The organism is Desmonostoc vinosum (assembly GCF_059505385.1).
The window spans coordinates 1-20,802 of record NZ_JCACKM010000044.1; the positions used below are offsets into that span (position 1 = coordinate 1).

15 protein-coding genes and 3 pseudogenes are annotated in these 20,802 nt (G+C 40.9%); 11 read left to right on the top strand and 7 right to left on the bottom strand.

Going from position 1 to position 20,802, the window contains the following annotated elements:
* The first annotated feature begins 462 nt into the window (after nucleotides 1–462).
* Nucleotides 463–660, top strand: a complete 198-nt coding sequence (locus AC5JMF_RS07545; RefSeq protein WP_495795088.1) for an NblA/ycf18 family protein — start codon at nucleotides 463–465, stop codon at nucleotides 658–660.
* A gap of 133 nt (nucleotides 661–793) precedes the next feature.
* Here the strand turns inward: AC5JMF_RS07545 and AC5JMF_RS07550 are convergent, their stop codons facing one another.
* Nucleotides 794–1,054: a hypothetical protein gene (locus AC5JMF_RS07550; protein WP_495795089.1), complete on the bottom strand. Its 261-nt coding sequence runs from the start codon at nucleotides 1,052–1,054 to the stop codon at nucleotides 794–796.
* Nucleotides 1,055–1,083: 29 nt separating this feature from the next.
* Here AC5JMF_RS07550 and AC5JMF_RS07555 point away from each other — a divergent pair.
* The 3 genes and pseudogenes from AC5JMF_RS07555 to AC5JMF_RS07565 all read left to right on the top strand — a co-directional run.
* A pseudogene (locus tag AC5JMF_RS07555) lies at nucleotides 1,084–1,413 on the top strand (hypothetical protein); the annotation flags it as partial.
* A pseudogene (locus AC5JMF_RS07560) lies at nucleotides 1,317–1,811 on the top strand (Hsp70 family protein); the annotation flags it as partial. The pseudogenes AC5JMF_RS07555 and AC5JMF_RS07560, both read left to right, overlap by 97 nt.
* Nucleotides 1,812–1,888: 77 nt before the next feature.
* Nucleotides 1,889–2,926, top strand: coding sequence for a clostripain-related cysteine peptidase (locus AC5JMF_RS07565; protein ID WP_495795090.1), 1,038 nt, complete (start codon nucleotides 1,889–1,891; stop codon nucleotides 2,924–2,926).
* A gap of 346 nt (nucleotides 2,927–3,272) precedes the next feature.
* Here the strand turns inward: AC5JMF_RS07565 and AC5JMF_RS07570 are convergent, their stop codons facing one another.
* From AC5JMF_RS07570 to AC5JMF_RS07590, 5 genes are all read right to left on the bottom strand, one after another.
* Nucleotides 3,273–3,470, bottom strand: a complete 198-nt coding sequence (locus tag AC5JMF_RS07570; protein WP_495795091.1) for a cyanobactin biosynthesis PatC/TenC/TruC family protein — start codon at nucleotides 3,468–3,470, stop codon at nucleotides 3,273–3,275.
* A 71-nt stretch (nucleotides 3,471–3,541) separates the two neighbouring features.
* Complete coding sequence (locus AC5JMF_RS07575) at nucleotides 3,542–4,444, bottom strand: LynF/TruF/PatF family peptide O-prenyltransferase (RefSeq protein WP_495795092.1); 903 nt, start codon at nucleotides 4,442–4,444, stop codon at nucleotides 3,542–3,544.
* Nucleotides 4,445–4,633: 189 nt separating this feature from the next.
* On the bottom strand, nucleotides 4,634–4,840 hold the full coding sequence (locus tag AC5JMF_RS07580) for a cyanobactin biosynthesis system PatB/AcyB/McaB family protein (protein WP_495795093.1): 207 nt from the start codon (nucleotides 4,838–4,840) through the stop codon (nucleotides 4,634–4,636).
* 36 nt (nucleotides 4,841–4,876) lie between these two features.
* Complete coding sequence (locus AC5JMF_RS07585) at nucleotides 4,877–6,544, bottom strand: PatA/PatG family cyanobactin maturation protease (RefSeq protein WP_495795094.1); 1,668 nt, start codon at nucleotides 6,542–6,544, stop codon at nucleotides 4,877–4,879.
* A 9-nt stretch (nucleotides 6,545–6,553) separates the two neighbouring features.
* Nucleotides 6,554–8,659, bottom strand: a complete 2,106-nt coding sequence (locus AC5JMF_RS07590) for a S8 family peptidase (RefSeq protein WP_495795095.1) — start codon at nucleotides 8,657–8,659, stop codon at nucleotides 6,554–6,556.
* A gap of 518 nt (nucleotides 8,660–9,177) precedes the next feature.
* On the opposite strand from AC5JMF_RS07590, the gene AC5JMF_RS07595 reads away from it, so the two are divergent.
* The 4 genes from AC5JMF_RS07595 to AC5JMF_RS07610 all read left to right on the top strand — a co-directional run bounded on the left by AC5JMF_RS07595 (nucleotide 9,178) and on the right by AC5JMF_RS07610 (nucleotide 15,078).
* Complete coding sequence (locus tag AC5JMF_RS07595; protein WP_495795096.1) at nucleotides 9,178–9,384, top strand: hypothetical protein; 207 nt, start codon at nucleotides 9,178–9,180, stop codon at nucleotides 9,382–9,384.
* A gap of 600 nt (nucleotides 9,385–9,984) precedes the next feature.
* The gene (locus tag AC5JMF_RS07600; protein WP_495795097.1) at nucleotides 9,985–12,270 is read left to right on the top strand and encodes a TOMM precursor leader peptide-binding protein; all 2,286 of its coding nucleotides are present in this window, start codon (nucleotides 9,985–9,987) and stop codon (nucleotides 12,268–12,270) included.
* A gap of 332 nt (nucleotides 12,271–12,602) precedes the next feature.
* Complete coding sequence (locus AC5JMF_RS07605) at nucleotides 12,603–13,985, top strand: SagB family peptide dehydrogenase (protein ID WP_495795098.1); 1,383 nt, start codon at nucleotides 12,603–12,605, stop codon at nucleotides 13,983–13,985.
* A gap of 166 nt (nucleotides 13,986–14,151) precedes the next feature.
* On the top strand, nucleotides 14,152–15,078 hold the full coding sequence (locus AC5JMF_RS07610) for a LamG-like jellyroll fold domain-containing protein (RefSeq protein ID WP_495795099.1): 927 nt from the start codon (nucleotides 14,152–14,154) through the stop codon (nucleotides 15,076–15,078).
* Nucleotides 15,079–15,700: 622 nt separating this feature from the next.
* Here AC5JMF_RS07610 and AC5JMF_RS07615 read toward each other — a convergent pair.
* Entirely contained in the window at nucleotides 15,701–15,880 is a 180-nt protein-coding gene (locus tag AC5JMF_RS07615; protein ID WP_495795100.1) for a hypothetical protein, read from the bottom strand.
* 22 nt (nucleotides 15,881–15,902) lie between these two features.
* Here AC5JMF_RS07615 and AC5JMF_RS07620 point away from each other — a divergent pair, with 22 nt between their 5' ends.
* The 3 genes and pseudogenes from AC5JMF_RS07620 to AC5JMF_RS07630 all read left to right on the top strand — a co-directional run.
* A complete protein-coding gene (locus AC5JMF_RS07620) occupies nucleotides 15,903–19,625 on the top strand; it encodes an SUMF1/EgtB/PvdO family nonheme iron enzyme (protein ID WP_495795101.1) in 3,723 nt (1,240 codons plus the stop codon).
* A gap of 154 nt (nucleotides 19,626–19,779) precedes the next feature.
* Nucleotides 19,780–20,130, top strand: a complete 351-nt coding sequence (avd, locus tag AC5JMF_RS07625; protein ID WP_495795102.1) for a diversity-generating retroelement protein Avd — start codon at nucleotides 19,780–19,782, stop codon at nucleotides 20,128–20,130.
* Nucleotides 20,127–20,795, top strand: a pseudogene (locus AC5JMF_RS07630) (RNA-dependent DNA polymerase); the annotation flags it as partial. The gene avd and the pseudogene AC5JMF_RS07630, both read left to right, overlap by 4 nt.
* Nucleotides 20,796–20,802 lie beyond the last annotated feature (7 nt).

Consider the following 20,802-nt stretch of genomic DNA (forward strand, 5'->3'; position numbering starts at 1 on the left):
GCAATGCTGAGTTTACTGTGTTGCAACAGATATTTTGCTTTATCGATTCGACATTACAAAATGTATCTGTTTTTACTATAATAACTTCGCAACAACATACCCTACACTCACCCCTTCAAATGTAGTGTATGATACTGTTGGCGAATTCATGACTGCGTGTGCATTCTAGCCGCATAAGCTGCATTTCTTTCTTGCTCCTGGTGCCGTTTCCGTTCCCTGTGTTCTTACTGTTGTTGGCGATATTCCAAACTAAAAAACTAGAAAAAACCGGAATGATTCTTAATATCTAATTGAGTGTGGTAATCATCATTTTATTCGGTGAAGAAAACCGAATCAAGAGTCATTACTTTCCAAAATATTATGAATACATAAGTACAAGCTCCCAACCGCATTTCACTTAGGGCGCATTAGTAGCCAGTATAATCCCTCTAGTTTTCGCCTTGTTGGGCGATTGAACCAACGATGAACCAACCGATTGAATTATCTTTAGAACAAGAATTTAGCCTGAGAATCTTTGCTGACCAAGTGCAACAGCTGTCTGGCGAACAAGCTAAAGAGTTTTTGCTCATGCTCTACCAGCAGACGATGATGAGAGAAAAGACTTACCAGGAATTGCTAAAGCAGGAGTGGAAACGTAATTCTGATGCTGTATCCGGGTAGAGCAAGTATGTAAATCCAGCACGTTTTGTAGATACGTGCAAAGCCCTAGAGGAATGGCACACGATTTATTGGCAAATCCACTATTCATAAGGTTTTTGGGTGTGGGGTGTAATTAGTCGGGAGAGGACATGACCTACACCCCTACTAACCAATTACACACCACAGACTTGCACCCGTTCTCGAAGTTAACTAAAACTTGCCACTGCCTCAAGTAGGAGTTCCAAAACGGCTCGCCATCAGCCACGCCAACAGCCTCGCCCAATGAAGAAACGAGGAGAGTATAGAAACGACTAGCACCTTCTAACCCTTGCCGCAGATTCAATTTCAATCCCTTCCAGCCTCCAACCGCTTCATCTAATATTTGGGGAATATCGTGTGGTTTAATATCTTTCATTTTATTGATAGCGTTAGCGAAGCGGCTCCCTTCGGAGCTTCGCCTACACTTGTGCCACCATCTCTGGACAACAAATTAAACGTAAAGGTGTCCAAAAATATGTTGGTCGTGTTAAAGAATCTGGACGTACAGCTAGGCGGCATAGCAGTTTTTATATTGGCTTATATGGTCAAACTTGGGTCAATTTTGTAGAACCATGTCAAGATTTATTCACGGATTTAATGAGATTAAGTCGCAATAGTGGCGCAGGGGTTCCCAAGCTTTTACTACCCAGCGCGATGGGCAAGAGAGTATCCGCTTCCGCATTTATCAAGGTGAACGACCGATTGCCGGGGACAATGAATTTATCGGTGAGGTAGTTCTCAACCTAGCTACTGCCCGTCTGGCTGGGGAAGTTAGGGTTAATTGTAAGTTTACAGTTGACCACGATGGCATTCTTCATGTGTTAGCAGAAGATATTACCACCGATGGGCAACCTGTTGAGAAAACATTTGACCGATTCTACCGCTTAACTCAGCAAGAGGTAAACAAGAAACTTGAAGAAGCGAAAGTGCATGAAAATGAAGATGCTGTGACTAATCGGATTTTTCAATTAGAAGAAGAAATAATCCGACTGCAACGTGTGATTAATCAAGACAAGACATCTGATAATCTCCTACTGAAAAATTTAGGAAACTTGCAAGCAGCTATTAATAAACGCGATGTCAACCAAGCAGAGGAACTACTTGCCGAACTCAAAAGCAAAATAATCAACTAACAGTTTGTGTAATTTTCGGTAATCGCAGCAATAGATTTGTATAAAAAGAAGAAACCTTAAACGCAGAATGATTCAACATGACCCACAATAATCGTTGCTGGACTATGATGGTCTACATGGCTGGAGACAACGGTAAGGTTTTCGAGCAACTGCAAGGTAAACGCCTGATGGCCCCAATGGAAGCACAAGGCTATCAAGATATTGCAGAAATGGAAGCAGTTGGCTCTACACCAGAGGTAGCTGTGCTAGTGCAGTTGGATACTCTTTCTGATAGAGAACACACATACCGCATATATATTCGCCCTTCAGCAGAACCCAGGCAAATTGAAAATATCCCAGAGCAGAATACAGGCGATCCTCGCACATTGCGAGATTTTATTGTTTGGGGAATTGAGAATTATCCAGCAGAAAACTACGCAGTAATCCTGTGGAATCATGGTACTGGCTGGAAGGAAGACGATATCTATGCTTTTGCGCGATCGCGTGGTGTTGAAATTAAGGCAAGTGAAGATGAAGTGCGTTCCCTTACCCGAAATCATCGGCGGTTGTCCCGTGCTTTTTTCCTTTCCTCAATTACGGAAGTGCTGCAACTAGATGATGAAGAGTCACGAGCGATCTGTTTTGATGATTCTTCTTTGGACTTTCTTGACAATGCTAAACTCCAACAGGTTTTTCTGGAAGTGGAGGAACTGACGGGGCAGAAGGTGAACCTAATTGGCATGGATGCGTGTCTCATGAGCATGATAGAAGTAGCATACCAACTGCGGGCCAATGGAGATTACATGGTGAGTTCGCAAGAAGTAGAACCGATGTATGGTTGGCCTTACACGTCTATTTTGCAGCATTTAACAAGCCATCCAGAGATAACTGCTGAAACTCTGGCAAAGTTAATCGTACAGGAGTATGGGCGCTACTATGAGGAAGAGTTATGGCAGACGAGAGGATCTGCGCGTCAAGTAACTCAATCTGCGACCAATCTTAAAGCGGTCGAACGACTGGCAGAAGCTATCGGTCGTTTTGCTTCAGTTTTGAGTCAATTGCTGATTGAAACAGCAATCAACGGTGCGGCTAATACCCACAATGGACTGCATATAAGAGTAGTCTATTATCAATAAACTCTTAAATAATCGCATTAAGTATAGCTTATTGACTTATTACTAAGTCTCGATTATTACTATTTTTTACTTAGATGAGAAAGAAGCGATCGCTATAAATTCGATTCTTGGATTGGAATCATGAGTTTAGTTTTTTATCAATATATTTTTGTAAAATTTAGATGCGTTCACCCTGAGTATAATAGCGATCGCAGTTTCACATGCTAATATCAATTCTCTCAAATTCGATCAGCGTTTTTGTGCCATTCATCAATGGAAGCGATCGCTACTTTATTGCTAAATTACAAGTGCGATCGCATTTTAGTAGAATAGCGTTACAAATTGGTATAAACTACTCTCGATGGTGTTAACTCCAAATGCGACCTCGACGGAAGGGTTTGCGTTCTTTGTCTGAAGTTGCTTGTGCTTTGAGCATTTCTTGCCACCAAAAACCGTAGTCTTCTAAACCAGTTGCCAACAGGTGAGATTCAACTTTTTTGGAAATTGCTTCTGACTGTTTTGTTGGAGTTGATTCTGAGTTTTCTGGGGTTTGCTTCTTAGCCATGATTGTGATTCTCCTGATTTAATTTTTTAGATTGTTTGGACAAATTAGGTTTTTATTTATAATTAAATATATTATTTCATAAAATAATATAATTTTACTTTTTCAATTGCAGGAGCATAAAAGTCTTTTTCTGGAACGCCAACTAACAGATGTCTGACAGGTTGATGTCGGTAATAAGCATGAACTTTTTTAGCCATCTCATTGCCAAGATTATCAATAAAGCTATTGGGATCTAAAACATCGCTAAAATAAAGAATATTACTTTCATTGGCTGCACTAATGCCCACTTGCAACATTTCACATTGATCGAGTAGTGGCAAAGCACAGGGGGGTAAAAGAGAGATTATTCGACTGCGGATATCAACTCTTTGTAACTCATCTCGCGTGATGGTCGGATAAAGCTCAATTTCGCTGCGACCATCTAAAAATAAGTCAAAACCTACTAACAGTATATCGTTGACTAAAAATGCTCGCATTTTTGTTTGCTCGCCACACAAAGCAATGGCTGTTTCCACCTTTTCGGGGGAATTTTTTAGCCAAATAAACAACTTGAGGCGCGAGTCACCAATATTTGTTTGTGCATCTACACCAACCCCGATACCAAAAATACCCCGAAAGTCAGAATGAGTACTAAAAAACTTTTGAATTAGATGATAACCAAGCTTTACTTCTGCTCGACTTTCTACTTGACGAAAGAAGTTAAAGGCTACCTGAAGGTGTTGTTGGGGATTATAAAGTAGTTGAAGTTCTTCTTGCAAAGGAAACATCAAGGCAAAGCGAGCTGGAGACAAACTATCTCGATCTACATTACAGGCGCAACGAAACAGACCTCCTTGCTTGCCCTGCACTTGTACAAAATCTTCAAAAAGTTTTAGGGGATAGAGATCTTCGTAAATATCAAAAGCACGTTTATGTTTACCAATATATTCTAAATACCGCTCGCTATTATTTTGGATTGTGTTAAAAGTCACCATAGTTTATTTTATTAACCTGCAATATTTGGGAATTTTTAGTGGGCATTAAATACACTAAAAAATATTTTTTTAGAGTCATGTTTAAGATATGACTTTAGAGACTTTCAACAAGTCAATTGGGTAGCCCGCCTTACACTCGAAGTGCAAGGCAATAACTCAAGTTCGCTCAAGTGGACTAAATAATTGTTATTAGATTCTCCAGCCACCACAGCCATAGGGAGATTGAGAACAAGCACTGTAATTAAAAGCTGGAGGATCGTTATAGTTAGCTCCGTGTAATAAATCCATGCGAATGCCAACTAAATCTTCAACTGTGCCATTAATTACGTCTACACAACGGTGGGGATAAATGATATCCGGTCTTTTCACAGGAGGAGCAAGCTTTGGTAATCTCATAGTTCTCCTAAAGTTAATATCTGATAAATAATCACCTTAACTCGGTACAGTCCAAGACCGCACCTCGCCCAAGGTTACGGGCATTATATCGCGCACATCAATGGTGAAACGGAAAACTTTTCTAGCCCGACGGTTATTTTCTGGATCGAAAAACTTTAACTTTACATCCCAACAGTTGCTATCGTAGCGACAGTAAGCACTTTTGTAGACTTCGATGCTGTCGAGTTCCATCCCTGCCGCCACTGCTTCGCCGAAGGTAGAAGCTGCTTGAAAAACATTGGTTGCTGTAAAATTCAGCGCCCGGTCTCTATCAGTTTGCCCCCAGTTTCGTAGGTCGTAGTAAATGCGGTTGAGGAAGCTACTCAAAGTCCGTTGCACTCTTTGTTCGTCTACTGTTTCGACTTCGGACTGCAACGTTTCTAAGGCAGCACTAACAAGTCGATTTACTTTCCAACCATACATTCCCCTGATGTTTTCTGGCTCGATGACTGGGACAATTTGCCCAGAAAACAGCTTAACTGTTCTATCTGTTAGCCTTGCTGGAATGCTTGCCCGTTCGATGTAATTCTCGCTGTCTTCCGGTTCTATTTGTCCGGCTAACAGCAGTTGTAAGGTTTCATAAACATCACTGGCAAAAGCTTCAACGGGTTCAATGGCGTAAATCGGCGTTAATTCTAGATTCAGCGTCCAAATTAAGGATTTAGCTTCTGAAGGATTGTCTACTAGATAATCCACCATCTGACGGGCATCGTAGGGATTAGCTGGAACTACTGTGTTATCAATCGCAATCCCAGGCATCAGTTGCTTGAAAGAATCTCGCCGCGCTTCACTTCCAAAGTCATAGCCTAATGTACCCAGGGCATACACTAAACGACTGGTTTGACTTTGGATGGGAACTTCCAGGCTATGGCTGGGACTGACATAAGAAACTGAAACGGGTTTACGAGCCTTAATTTCTCCAGCAATCAGTGGCAGATTTTGAAACTTTTGATTTTTCGCTATGAAGGCGAGAAATCTATCAAAATTAACAGTTTCACTGATATCTTTCGCCTGAATTGCCTCAAAACCAGCTAAACGCACTTCCTCGGAAGCCTGACTCAGCCGAGGAGTGTTGTATAAGTGACGGGCTTGGAACTGGGGTAATTCCTGCTCTTCTATGGGAGATAACAACCCTTCTTTGCAGAAAAGATCCTTAATATAAAGAGATCCCCCTGGACGCAAGACCCGATAAGCTTCCAATAGAGCCTGTTGTCTTGTTTTAGAGTAACCGAGACTCTCAAGCATCAACACCACATCAAAAACACCATCGGAGAAGGGTATATTGTGTAAGTCAGCTTCTGTAACCCGAATTTGATCGCTCAGTCCGGCTTTAGCAACTTGTACTCTAGCTTGCTGAACCTGCTCTGAGGATAGGTTAATAGCTTCAATTTTGACATGGGGAATGGTGCTAGCAATATCAATTGCTGGCCCCCCAATGCCACAACCGACATCTAGGACATAATCTCCTGACTTAATTCCAGCTTGTTGAGCGTAGTAGAGATTGTGAGATTTAGCGGTGTCTCTATCGCCGTAATCTGCCCAAGTTGTACTTTGAAGAGTAGCCCGATCGCAGGGAACAGGACTAGCATCGTATAAGGTTTTTACGATCTGTAAATGGGGGTCAGGCGGTGCATTTGTCTGAATACTGTTATTTAAATATTGCATTGCCAAACCTTAATATGCACTCGACCAAGTGCGGACTTCGCCCAAGGTAACAGGAATTATGTCACTGACATCAATAGTAAAGCGGAATATCTTTTTGGCGCGACGGTTGTTTTCTGGGTCGAAGAACTTCAATTTCACATCCCAACAATCGCTATCCAATCGACAGAAGGGACTCTTCTCAACGGTAATTGTATCGAGTTCCATGCCTTCTGCCACTGCTTGAGCAAAGGTTGTCGCCGCTTGGAAAGCATTAGTTGTGGCAAAATTCAAGGCACGGTCTTGAGAAGTCGTTCCTAAATTGCGGAAATCATAATAGATGCGGTTGAGGAATCCGCCCAAGGTTCTGCGGACATTGCTTTCTTCTGTTCCTCCCACCTGAGTACCAATTGTATCTAAGGCAGCACCAATTAAGGTGTTGACCTTCCAACCATATAACCCCCGTGTATTCTGCGGCTCAATCACCGGCACATATTGCCCAGAAAATAATTTAACGGTACGTCCAGTTATAATTCCGGGGATGCTAACGCGCTCTACATAATCTTCGTTGTCTTCTGGTTGAATTTGTCCAGAGAGTAGTTCTTGCAAAACCCCGTAGACATCTCTAGCAAAAGCTCCTTTGGGTTCGATGGCATAAATTGGAGTTAGCTCTAGGTTCAGCGTCCAAATTAAAGATTTACCTTCAGAGGGGTTGTCTGCCAAATAATCGACCATCTGGCGAGCATCGTAGGGATTAGCTGGCACTACTGTATTATCAATGGTAACTCCAGGCATCAATTGTTTAAACGAGTCTCGTCTGGCATCAGTGCCAAAGTCATAGCCTAATGTACCGAGAGCATAGACTAAGGTTTCTTGATTGATATCGCTGGGAGCTTGACTAGCTGTAACTGAGGAAGCAACAGGATAAGACATAGGTGGATTTTGTGTTGTTATGTAGGATTGAAGAAGGTTTTGAAAAGCTGCAAGATCGGTAGTATTGGGCAAAGAAGGGTTAGAAGCAACGTTCGGATTAGACATTGCTACTTCAGAGGGAATTGCATTTGAGGCCGCACTACCAACAGAGGCTGTAGCTGGTGTTGCTGTATTTGCAGATTCCATTACACTGGCATCAGAACTGGTGAGTTGTGAAGGCAATGTTTCGCCATCTGCTGCTGACTCTTTAATGTATAAAGAATCGCCTTTGTTAAAACTCTCGCATCCACAACCCGATGCGCTCAAGGCTTCTTTTTCTTGTGACATGTTTCCTCCTCTGAGTTTTTCTATTGCACCAAGAATATTTAATTTGCCAACTAAACAGCGGGGGCGATCGCTTTCCTCTTTTAGTTCGCAAGGCACGGCACTTTGTAAAATAGCCTCTCTAACTTTTTGGGGGTCGGGTTTTTCTCCTTGTTGTTGTTGCCAGCTCAACAGCAGGGCGGCGACTCCCGTGACAATGGGAGTCGCAAAGCTTGTCCCAGTCAATTGGATAGTTCCCCCACCTGGTTTAGCCCCCAAAATTTTCTCACCTGGGGCAAGAATGCCTTGAGTTTGATAGGCATCGCCCCAGTTACTAAAATCAATCGGTTGGCCGCGATCGTCCATCGCTCCCACTGCCAACACCGCAGGCAGAGCCGCAGGAACGTGCAAACATTCACAACTATTATTTCCGGCTGCTGCCACAATTAAAATATTCTTCTGTTGGCACAAAGCGACGGCTTTTTGTAACCAGCCATCTGCCTCGCCATAGTCAGCAAGTTGCCCGCCACTAATATTAATAATGTCTGCCCCTAACTGGACTGCCTGTTCAATTGCTCGTGCTAAATCGAGTTGGGAGAGTTTACGCTTTTTGTCGCAAAAAACTGGAATAATCAAACCCTTACACTTCGGTGCTATTCCCTCAACGGATGAGCCATGCTGTCCAAAAATCACACTGGCGATATGAGTACCGTGTTGGTACATCAGCCCATCTGCAATCGGTGTCGGGTTTACTAAGGTGGGAAGTTGGGTGAAATCGGCTCCTTCAAAGCAAGGATGAGAGCGATCGACTAACCCATCCAGCACTGCTATGCAGATTTCCGAGTTGCCCAGTGTTTGCTCCCACAGATGTGTTAGTCCAGTAATTATCTTGACTTTAGACATGAGGCAGTCGCAAATTTTAGAGTCTAGAGAATTTAGTTTTAGAGTCTAGAGAATTTTAAACAATATTAGTTTGAGCATTTTTTTATTACTTAGAAGTCATCATTTTTTTATTACTTAGAAGTCATTTTAAAGATAAAATTCCACAATTCATGATTGATTACAAGCAAAAATTACGCTCAAGCTATTTCCCTAGACTGAAAAATTATATAAAACTTTTGTCACCACAATGCAATAGCAAAATTGTTACAAAATCAAATAAATACTTTTTATTAATAATCATTAAGACAGTTAAGACAGTTAAGACAGTTAAAAAACTTAAGCAAAGACAGTTAAGACAGTTAAGCAATTTATCCTCAACAATAATTAACAATAGATGATTCTTTCTTAAAAACCATCTATTGTTAAGCATGACGCGATCGTGATATAAGAAATTTCAAGTTTCTCTGAAGATTAATTTTAAAGAAAAATTTATTGAGGAGAAGCTTTTTAGTCGATTTACTTCATAGGAGAAATCTCTGATGAGACCAGAAAATCACGACGAAAACCAAAAACAAACTCGTTTGCAGCCCAAACTTTCTGAGCCTGCAATACGTTCTCACGCTGGTATGCCTGTTGATTTGTCAGAAGAAGAGTTGACGGCTGAAGGTGTCAATGGCGGTGTATTCGCTTCAGCCTATGGTGGTTCTGAGGGAGGCGTAGCCCCATCTATGACAATAACATGGTAGTGTGGCGTGGGGTTTGTGGCATTCGCACAGCCTAATCATACCACTTGCCCCCAAAAAAGCTCAAAAGCTTTTTTTGTCCTCATTCTGCGCTCTATTAGCCTCGATAAATTGACGAACAACCTGTGCTACTAATTCGTTTTCTGATACCTGGCACAGGTGGGTGGGAGGTCGGCAACTCGATTGCTGCTTCTTTCTACTGAGTGTGTTAAGTGAAGTCGAGCTATCTTTTGAGAGAAAACCCCCAAATAGTTTGCTTCCCCAATGGCAGCGGTTTGGGGTTTTCTGTTTTAGTTTGTACTTCTGGCAAAATCCTCTATACCTCTTAGCGCATTCTTCTAAACTCTTTCCTAGGCGTTTTCTTGGCATTTATTTTTATATCTAATAGAGTGCTGGGTTTAGATAATAGTAGGTTGGGTTGAGCAACGCAAAACCCAACAAAGCCGTGTAAATGTTGAGTTTAGGATGCTGTTAGCGAATTATTTCTTAACATTAAAATATGCGATAAACCCTTGATATTAAGAAATATTGGGTTTCGTGAATCAACCCAACCTACCAATTGTTTGGCTTGTACCAGTTTAATAACAGTCAATTCATAAAAATATGAAAACACTTCAAATTAAACCCCATTTTCGCGTTGAAATTGTCGAACCCAAGCACGTCTATCTATTAAGCGAAACTTCCACCCATGCCCTCAACGGAGAACTTTATTGCCAACTTATCCCTCTCCTTGATGGCAACCATACCCTCGATGAAATTATTCATAAACTGCAAGTAGACCCCAGCCATATAGACTATGCCTTAGAACGCTTGCAAGCTAAAGGCTACCTCACCGAAACTTTCGCGCAACTGCCAAAAGAAGCTGCTGTTTTCTGGGGCTTACTCAAAGTAGAACCCCAAGTTGCTTATCAGTGTTTGCAGCAAACCCAAGTTTATGTCTCTTGTATTAGTAATCTTGCCACCCAACCGTTAATCACTGCCCTAGAAGCAGTGGGGATAAAAACTAGCAAATGGGATGGAGAATTGCAGGAATTTCCACCTCATTCTCTGCTAGTAGTCTTAACCGACGACTATCTCCAACCCGAACTCAGTAAAATCAACCAAATTGTCTTAAAAACCAATCAACCTTGGCTGCTGATTAAACCCGTTGGTACTATCTTTTGGTTAGGGCCAATCTTTCATCCTGAAAAAACAGGTTGTTGGGAATGCCTAGCCCACCGTCTTAGAGGCAATCGAGAAGTTGAAGCCTCTGTATTACGGCAAAAAAATCACCAAAACTCCTCTAACCTCCAAGAATGTCTCCCTCCTCCAGCAGCAGCAATTCCCTCTACCCTGCAAACCGCCCTCAACTTAGCAACTACAGAAATCGCCAAATGGATAATTAAACAAGGTGCAGGAGAAACAACACCCTTTCCCACTTTAGAAGGGAAAGCACTCACCTTTGACCAAACAAAACTAGAACTGCAAACCCATATCCTGAGTCTGCGTCCCCAATGTCCTAGCTGCGGCGACTCCAACTTAGTCAGCAAACAGGTTTCTCAACCCATAACTCTCAGCAGTCGCAAAAAGCACTTCACCAGCGATGGCGGACATCGTGCCGTCTCCCCCGACCAAACAGTTAACCGCTACAAACATCTTATCAGTCCCATTACCGGAGTAGTTACAGCCTTAGTCCGAGCATCTGACCCCAACGATAGCTTAATCCATACCTACAATGCTGTTCACAGCATGACGACTGCTGGCGATTTAGAAAAGTTGCGTCGCACCCTGATTCACAAAAGTGCAGGCAAAGGGAAAACTGACCGTCAATCAAAAGCCAGTGGATTTTGTGAAGCCATCGAACGCTATTCAGGTATCTACCAAGGCGACGAACCCCGCATCAGTGCCACTTTCGCCGAATTAGCAGCAAAAGCCATTCATCCAGGGCAATGTCTACATTTTAGTCTTCATCAATATCAAAATCGGGAGGAATTAAACCAGAAAAACGCATCCCACAATTGGATTTACCAACCTTTTGACGAAACGAAAGTTATTGAATGGACTCCTGTTTGGTCTTTAACCGAACAAACCCAGAAATATTTTCCCACTGCTTTATGTTACTACGGCTATTCTCTCCCCGAAGACCATAATTTCGGTCGCGCCGACTCCAATGGCAATGCAGCCGGAAATACCCTCGAAGAAGCTGTTTTTCAAGGATTTTTTGAATTGGTCGAACGGGATGGTGTGGGGATTTGGTGGTACAACCGTCTGAAGTGTCCAGGTGTGGATTTGGCTTCTTTTAACGAACCCTACTTGTTGGAATTGCAAGAGTTATATCGAACTAAAAACCGGGATTTGTGGGTGTTAGATATTACCACCGATTTAAACATTCCTGTTTTTGTTGCTCTCTCTCGTCGCACTGATGGCAAAGACGAGAAAATTATTATGGGTTTTGGCGCACATTTAGACCCCAAAATTGGAATTTTGCGAGCAGTTACCGAAATGAATCAACTGGGGTTAGGTTTCGATTTTGATGTAAATATTCAAATGTGGAAAATGAAGGAGTGGATGAGCCAAGCAACTCTTGAAAACCAACCTTACCTGGCTCCTGATTCTCAAATGCCCCCATTAAGATATGACGACTATCAACTACGTTGGAGTGATGACATTTATCAAGATGTCATCACTTGTGTAGAAATTGCTAAAAATGCTGGATTAGAAACTTTGTTACTCGATCAAACTCGTCCAGATATCGGCTTAAATGTTGTCAAAGTAATTGTACCAGGATTACGACATTTTTGGTGGAGACTTGCGCCAGGAAGACTTTATGATGTGCCTGTAAAAATAGGTAAGTTTCCCGCACCATTAACGGAAGAACAGCTAAATCCGATTCCCATGCCATTTGTGTAAATTAAAACAGCGAATAGTTATCAGTGAACAGCGAACAGTGAATATAAATTCCTGGGCGAATAGAATTCGCTACTACACAAACAAAGTCCACCTCCGTGGACTTCATAAAATAATCCGCGCAGGCAGTTTTTGTCTATATAGCCGCGATTTATAATCGCCCAGAATGAATAAAATTTCACTTTTAGTTTTGATGTTAAGTCTACGTACTTTATCACAATTCAATTTTGATTGCTATAGGAGACTTAAACTTAAAAACAAACATCACTCTTTACTGATAACTGATAATTGTTAACTGTTAACTGTTAACTGTTTTTGACATTTTTACCAGTACCATGAATTCATTTTTTACGCTTTCTTTAGGAAAAGGAATTGACCTAATTTCAGAAGATGAGCGAATCATCCTGAAATCTAATTTTTATAACTTGACCTTTTCTCATCCTAAGCTGGGATTACAAACTGCCTTAAATCATCTTAAGCATTCTCCGATTACTCTTTCTCAACTCGGACAGATAATTGTAGAAACTGATGGCATTGAGGAAAGAGAAAAATTTGATACCTACTTGCAAAAATTTACTTATTTTGGCTGGATTTGCTCTTCAGTCTTACCCCTTGTTACTGCTATTCCTATGACAGGAGATTATCAATTTAACTGTCTGGAAATAGAGGATTGGCAACAACAATCATTTACTCTATCTCGCTTTGCTTATTTACATCAAGTGGGCAAAGAAATGATTTTAGAGTTTCCCCAATCTCAAGCTAAAATAATTGCATTAGATTGGCGAGCAGCCGCTCTCATTGCTAAGTTATCTCAACCTCAAACTAGCGCCACGTTAGTAGAGGGAATTTCAGACATCACAGAAGAACTAGGACAACAATTTATTAGTCTACTCTTTGCCACAAAAATGTTATCCCCAGAGGCAGAAAATTCTCATATTATGAAATGGGAATTTCACGATCTTCTATTCCACAGTCGCAGTCGTAAAGGAAGACACAGTAATCCCGTAGGAGCAACATACCGCTTTTTGGACAAAATTGAACCTCTACCTGTAGTCAAACCGCCCATAAGTGACAAGGTAATTCAATTATATAAACCTGACCTAGAAGATTTAGCCAGAACTGATATTTCATTAACTCAAGCCTTAGAATCAAGGCGGTCAATTCGAGAGTACGGTGAAAACCCAATTACGATAGAACAATTAGGAGAGTTACTTTATCGTTGTGCAAGAGTAAAAGAAATAATTGACAAAGAAAAATTGGGACAACTGAGCTGTCGTCCCTATCCAGGGGGTGGTGCTATTTATGAATTAGAGATTTATCCGGCGATTAACTATTGTGAAGGACTAGAAGCCGCAATATATCATTATCAACCAGATATCCATCAACTAGAGTTTGTTTCTAATTGGAATCCAGAAATTGAAGTTTTATTTACAGATGCTTATCACGCTTGTGCCAAGCAAGTAATACCCCAAATTATGCTTATTATTACTGCTAGATTTGGGCGATTTTTTTGGAAGTATCAATCAATGGCTTATGCAGCAATTCTCAAACACGTTGGTGTTTTATATCAAACTTTTTATTTAGTGGCAACGGCAATGAACTTAGCTCCCTGTGCTTTGGGTACAGGTAATTCAGATTTATTTGCGAAAGCAACAGGAATTGATTACTACGAAGAATCTTCCGTCGGAGAGTTTATGCTAGGTACAGTCAAACATTAAGAGAGAACGGGGAACAGTTAGATTGCTTGTGTGTAAAACGAACAAAAGAGCGATCGCGCCAGTAATTTTTTAGTAAATTTAATTGATAAAAACCGAGTACATCATGGTGTAAAATATTCAAGTATAAAGCTAACCATCTTTTTATAAATTTATCTCCAGTTTTAGTATGACGGAGCAAACAAAATCTTTGCATTCAGTCCTTGTGTTTGATGGACAAGATGACTCGATCAACTTAGGCAAAAAACCTGAATTTAAAATTGAGAAAGAAATTGCTCTAGAAGCTTGGGTTTATTGTCAGACTCAACGGAGACGGACTGGTATCATTTCTAATGTTTTTGACACTACCACTAAAGAAAGTGGATATGGTCTGCTTCTCGATGGCAAGAGTGGTGTATTTTTTGCCTTGAAAACTGGATCTCAAGGAATTCATTATCTGAGCAGTAAGGTAGATAGTTTAAAGCTGAATCAATGGCATCATCTAGCAGGAACCTACGACGGTCAGCAGATAAAGGTGTATATTGACGGTGTAGAAAAAGCCACTAAAGCAACTTCAAATTCTCCAATTAATTACGAACCCGAAAATGATTTATTCATCGGAACGTACAAAGATAATAATGAAACCTATCCCTTTCAAGGAAAAATTGCCGAAGTTCGCATTTGGAAAGTAGCTCGTACTCAACAAGAAATTCAAAAGCATATCTACCAACGTCTGGGAGGAAAGGAGTCAGGATTAGTTGGTTATTGGCCTTTAAATGAAGGCAGTAATAATATAGCGCGCGATCGCACCACCAATGCCAATCATGGCACTATTACTGGCGCTACCTGGGAACAGTCATCAGTGCCATTTACTATTCCTCAATCTCAGGAATTAGCAGTTGCCAAAACCACAGCTAAAGAAAAAGAAACTACCTCAGAGTCAAACAAAACAGAACAGCAAACTCCTGAAAACGCAAAGAAAGTAGAAGAAATTGACAAACATCTCTTGGCGACTGGACTTGAAGACTATGGATTTTGGTGGCAAGAAATGCTCAAAGCCCAAGCTAACAAAACTGAGCTAGATAAACCTTTTCGTCGCGGTCGGATTTGGTCTTAGAAAGGAAATGGAAATGCGAAAGTATTTAGTGTTCAAGCAAAAACCGCAGCCTCATCTCCCCAATCGCCACCGCCTCGCCCAAGGAGCGTATACATCATTTCGCCAACATTACAAGGGGTAAAAGTAGCGAAGGGGGAGAGCTAATGTGCTGATAGTGTTGTAGCTGTGCAGGGATATTTGCGGGGTTTGATAGCGGTGTGAGTTTACTTGTCGCTTGTGTCGCTATAGGAATTTGGTTTGAGTGATGTGGATACAGGGCTACGTTGGCTAATGATAACAAGCAGTCGAGCGATCGCCTAACCCAAAATCCCAAAAACCTAAAATCAGGTTAAAAACATCATTTATTTTATAGTACAAATATTCACCTTGAAAGGGCTAATTTTAAGATTTACGCACTGTGCAAATAGATTATTATGTACATTGATGAAAACATGTTGTTTCAGGCTTTTATTAACTATATAAAGAATAAAGGTTTCAGGCGATGTTATTAGAGCTTTCCATCACGACCATAAGCAATCGCGCTAACGTGTCCATCCAGAATAAAACGTTGTGTGGCTTTTTCGGAAGCATCTTAATGATTTCTTCTACATATCGAGTACCTCGGAAAGTTCAAAGGGCAAATCTAACAATTGCTCACAGTCCACAGATTCAGCAGTGGGTGAAGCGTCCACCATTGATAATGAGCGCACTGCATCTTTAAATTGAGGGCGATCGCATCCAAGGTGGGTGTGTGGTCAAATCCAACATTTAGAAAAGCCGTGGGAATACCGTAGGCGCTACCGCCAGGGTTAATATAAAACAAACGCCACGTTTACTTGTCCCCTATGCACAGATTTGTCAAAGCTTTGCTGCTACCACTGCTGTTGATATCGAGTAATGGTGTCTTAGGCTGGCTGATTAATCAATTACCTAGCAAACAGGATTTACACATTCCAGATTCAACAATATTTTGGTTGACAGGCGGATGTATAGTAGCGCTTTTAATTGTGACTTTACTATCTAGTGACCCTCAGCAGAATTCAGCGACAACAAATCAAAACTGGATTGGTGGCTTTTTGCCCTTGGTAGGAGGCATGATACTAGTAATAGCGCTTTATCTCAAGCTAGTGCCAACAGAATTTTCTACAGTATTTTCTTATGCATCAATAGGAATGTTTGGCTTAGGAGTAATACTACCGCCTGTACTGATTTTACCTAAATCGTGGCGAAAGTTTCTGTTATGGCTGATTCCAAGTGCGACACTGTTTCTAACGGTTCATTTTATTCGTAAACAGCAATCAACAGCAGCAATTCTGTCTTTAATTTTCACAGTAATTATTACAGTTATACTTGCTAGCCAAGATTTTTGGAAGAAATTGATAGCTGAACTTTCAGTAATTTGGCAGGAATGGCAAAGACAAGGTGCAGCTAGTGTTGCAGCTTGGATTAAGAGCAAGCTTGAAGACTGGTGGATAGAATTAACCTCACCATTTCAGAAAGATTATTACGAGACTTTAATATACAAATGCCGGAGACTTGAGACACAAGGATTAGATGGGGATGGAAAACTAGATTTGGAAAAGGTATTTGTACAACTCAAAATCTCCGTCCAAGATGTTGATAATATTAGTCAGCGAATGATTGACCAGCACCCGAATCAAGTAAATAACCAGAAAGAATTTCCAATTTGGAAGTTTTTAGCACCAAAGCATGTCGCAGGGAATATCAGTTTTCCGCACATGGTTATTCTGGGTGCGCCTGGATCGGGGAAAACTACACTCCTCAGACATATAACCCTGATTTACGCCACCAAACAAGAAAGTAAAATCAATCCTCCAGCACCAAAATTAATTCCGGTGTTATTGTATCTGCGAGAAGTGCGTCAGGAAATAGTTAGCAATAATCCGTCTCTAGCAAATTTAATCACTCAGCAGGTAGCACAACAAAGATTAAAAGATAAACCGCCGAATCCACCACCCGGTTGGTTTGCTGACAAATTATACAAGAAGAAATGTTTAGTCATGTTGGATGGATTGGATGAAGTAGCCGATCAAAGCCAACGTCAATATATTAGTCGTTGGGTAAGTGAACAAATGCAGAACTATCCTGACACAGCTTTTATCTTAACTTCTCGACCCAATGGTTACAAAACAGCCAGATTACAGGGTGTAGAAGAGTTAGAAGTACAACCCTTCAATGAAAAGCAAAGAGAAGATTTTCTGCATCACTGGTATTTGCAAAAAACAGCCAATGATAACCATTGGGTAATCGATGAAGGAGTCAAACAAGATGCACAAACAGAAGCTAATGATTTAATTAAAAGAATTCAGAAGAATCGTCCTTTAAGGGCTATGGGGATAAATCCTTTATTACTCACAATGATTGCGACAGTTCACCGTCGTCGTAATGTTTTACCAGGAAAAAGAGTCAAACTTTACAAAGAAATTTGTGAGATTTTACTAGAAAAACGACAAACAGCTAAGAAGATATCCGATGTGACGACAAATCCCGAAGCTAAACAATCGGTTTTGCAAGTGTTAGCACTGCAACTGATGCAAAAAAAGACTCGTGAGTTTATTATCTCTGAAGTAACATCTTTGATTCCAGTAGATATGTTACAAACCTTTCCTCAAAATTTAGCTAATCCAGAAGATTTTATCAAGCATATTCGCGATGACTGTGGGTTGTTAGTAGAAAAAGAACTGGGGATTTATGAATTTGCTCACTTGAGTTTTCAAGAATATTTAGCAGCCGTTCAGATAGAAAAATCTCATCAAGAAAGTTTGTTAATTGCAAATATCAATGATACTTGGTGGGCTGAAACCATCCGTCTTTATGCGGCTCAGATTACGAATGCGCGCAATGTAGTACGTGCAGTTATAGATATGCCTACTCCATCTGTTAATGCTTTCTTACTTGTCTCTGATTACGAAGAAGAAGGTTGGAGTATTGATGCACAACTCAAGCAACAACTTATAGATAAACTTGATGCTGGGTTAGAGTCCAGCGATCCAGAAATTTTTAAATTAGCAGCACAGGTGAAATTAGCACGGCGATTGAACAACTTGCAACCAATTGATGAAAATTTAGAAATAGATACTGGCTACATCACTTGCGCTGAATATCAACTTTTTCTGGATTCTTCTCAACTAAGTCAACCTAGATTTACGCCTGGGAATGCAAAAAAATCCATTACTGGAATTAGTTGGGAAAATGCCCTTGGTTTTTGTAACTGGCTTAATCTCTATACTCTCTCCCAAAGTGGAAATAGTAATGAAAATAATCCTGTGTACTATTACAGACTGCCGACATTAGCAGAAGCTCAAAATTATTTAGCTCAAGCAAAATGCTGGACTATAAATGGAAGCAACACAGGAGAGAAGCGTATTTACTTCGTTAAAAACCGAGTTTCGCAAGAGTACATTAAACTTGCTAATTACCTCGCAGCTAGAGACTGGGAAAAAGCCGCTCAGTCAACGGTAAAAGTTATGCTGAAGGTAGCTAACTTCCAAAGCGAGGGTGAGTTTGATGTCGCGTCGATAAAAAAACTTCCCTACTCCTTTTTTAGTACTATCGATTTGCTTTGGATGCAATACTCCATCGGACGTTTTGGTTGGGGCGTGCGAGAAAGTACTCTTATCTCTCCAGCTCCAAGTAACCCAAGTTGTGGCTGGTGGTTAAACGCTGACAGAAACATCAAAGAAATTTTTGAAGCTCTTGTCCAAAAACATATTGCTTGTGGAATAGACCGCTTACCACCAGTGTTTGCATTCGATGTTGTCACCGTCAACGTCCAAGGACAGGAAATTCAATGGGAGTGCCAGCAATCCCAATACTTTACCGAAAACCTTGGTAACGGTGTCACCCTGGACATGGTTGCTATTAGAGACGGTACGTTCACGATGGGTTCACCGTCAACTGAACAGGGACATCATGAAACTGAAGAACCCCAACATGAAGTAACTGTACCACGCTTTTTCATGAGTAAGTACCCCGTTACCCAAGCGCAGTGGCGTGTGGTAGCAACACTTCCACAAATCAACCGCCAACTCAATTCTAGTCCATCTCACTTTAAAGGAGATGATTTACCAGTCGAGTCAATATCGTGGTATGATGCAGTAGAATTCTGTGATAGACTATCAAAACATGCTAGAAACCACTACCGACTTCCTAGTGAAGCTGAGTGGGAGTATGCTTGCCGGGGAGGCACGACAACAGAGTTTTACTTTGGTAAGACCATTACGCCTAAGTTAGCAAACTATAGCAATCAAAAAACTACGCCCGTAGGTAGCTTTAAAGTAGCTAATGCCTTTGGGTTGTACGATATGCATGGGAATGTTTGGGAATGGTGCGCTGACAAGTGGCACGAAAATTATAAAGGCGCTCCTAAAGATGGCAGCGCTTGGGGAGATCGTAGTGAGAATGATAATCAACGTCGGCTGCTGCGCGGTGGTTCTTGGGACTACAATCTGAGGTATTGCCGCTGTGCGGTTCGTTACTACTACGGGCCGGGCAATCGGTACTCCTACATCGGTTTTCGGGTTGTGGTTTCGGCTGCGAGGACTTAATTCTTTACACTTTTGCTCTTTAGCCCTCTGCGCTTTCTTTTCCCCTCCGCCGAAGGCGGTCAATATTTTTTTAGACATGCACGACTATGAACAGTATCCAAGAAATGGTAGATTTTGTCAAGAGAATTGTGCAAACTGAAAATTTGTTGAGCGAATGCAAGATTTACCAATCATCCAAAAAACCTATGACCTGATTAAATGGTACGTGCCGATAATCAATCGTCTACCCAGAAGACATAAATTTGGTTTGGGAGACAGGATGATAACGATACTTTACGACCTGTTAGAAGGTCTGATATTAGCACGATACGCACAAGAAAAACTAACTCAGTTAGAAATATTAAATGCTAAATTAGACATCCTACGGCATCAAACCAGACTCCTATTTGATTTTCAGGAATTTGATGAGCGACGCTATGAATATGCAGGTCAACTAATCAATGGAATTGGTAATGAATTGGGTGGTTGGATGAAACAGCAACGCCAAAAAGGTAATTATAAATGAAACGGTATGGTAATCTCTATCTACAAATTACAGACTTTGGTAATTTAGTGCTGGCTGCACGTCAAGCACAAAAAGGAAAGCGGTTTCGTGAAAATGTTTTGCAATTCAACTATAACTTGGAATCTGAACTAGCCAAAATCAAGTATGAATTAGAGTCAAAAACTTACCAACCAGGACGCTACAAAACTTTTGAAATTTGTGAACCCAAACGCCGTTTAATATCTGCTGCCCCTTACAGAGACAGAGTAGTACATCATGCTTTGTGCAATATTATAGTTCCAATTTTTGAGAAAACTTTTATCAGTGATTCCTATGCTAATCGGTTAGGCTTTGGGACTCACCGAGCCTTATACCGCTTTACTAATTTTGCGCGTTCCAACAGCTACATTTTGCAGTGCGATATTAAGAAATATTTCCCTAGTATTAATCACGAAATTCTGAAATTTCTACTGCGTCGCAAACTAAAATGTCAAGATACTCTGTGGTTACTAGACACAATTATTGATAGCAGCAATCCCCAAGAGTCTGTAATTGACTATTTTCCTGGTGATGATTTACTTTCCCCATTACAACCCAACAAAGGCTTACCTATTGGCAACCTTACCAGTCAATTTTTCGCTAATGTCTATCTCAACAGTTTAGACCATTTTGTGAAAGAGGAACTTCTAGCAC

Bases quoted from the DNA above. Each gene is read 5' to 3' on its own strand.
- AC5JMF_RS07545 (WP_495795088.1), top strand. From the start codon at position 463: ATGAACCAACCGATTGAATTATCTTTAGAACAAGAATTTAGCCTGAGA.
- AC5JMF_RS07550 (WP_495795089.1), bottom strand. From the start codon at position 1,054: ATGAAAGATATTAAACCACACGATATTCCCCAAATATTAGATGAAGCG.
- AC5JMF_RS07565 (WP_495795090.1), top strand. From the start codon at position 1,889: ATGACCCACAATAATCGTTGCTGGACTATGATGGTCTACATGGCTGGA.
- AC5JMF_RS07570 (WP_495795091.1), bottom strand. From the start codon at position 3,470: ATGGCTAAGAAGCAAACCCCAGAAAACTCAGAATCAACTCCAACAAAA.
- AC5JMF_RS07575 (WP_495795092.1), bottom strand. From the start codon at position 4,444: ATGGTGACTTTTAACACAATCCAAAATAATAGCGAGCGGTATTTAGAA.
- AC5JMF_RS07580 (WP_495795093.1), bottom strand. From the start codon at position 4,840: ATGAGATTACCAAAGCTTGCTCCTCCTGTGAAAAGACCGGATATCATT.
- AC5JMF_RS07585 (WP_495795094.1), bottom strand. From the start codon at position 6,544: ATGCAATATTTAAATAACAGTATTCAGACAAATGCACCGCCTGACCCC.
- AC5JMF_RS07590 (WP_495795095.1), bottom strand. From the start codon at position 8,659: ATGTCTAAAGTCAAGATAATTACTGGACTAACACATCTGTGGGAGCAA.
- AC5JMF_RS07595 (WP_495795096.1), top strand. From the start codon at position 9,178: ATGAGACCAGAAAATCACGACGAAAACCAAAAACAAACTCGTTTGCAG.
- AC5JMF_RS07600 (WP_495795097.1), top strand. From the start codon at position 9,985: ATGAAAACACTTCAAATTAAACCCCATTTTCGCGTTGAAATTGTCGAA.
- AC5JMF_RS07605 (WP_495795098.1), top strand. From the start codon at position 12,603: ATGAATTCATTTTTTACGCTTTCTTTAGGAAAAGGAATTGACCTAATT.
- AC5JMF_RS07610 (WP_495795099.1), top strand. From the start codon at position 14,152: ATGACGGAGCAAACAAAATCTTTGCATTCAGTCCTTGTGTTTGATGGA.
- AC5JMF_RS07620 (WP_495795101.1), top strand. From the start codon at position 15,903: ATGCACAGATTTGTCAAAGCTTTGCTGCTACCACTGCTGTTGATATCG.
- avd (WP_495795102.1), top strand. From the start codon at position 19,780: ATGCAAGATTTACCAATCATCCAAAAAACCTATGACCTGATTAAATGG.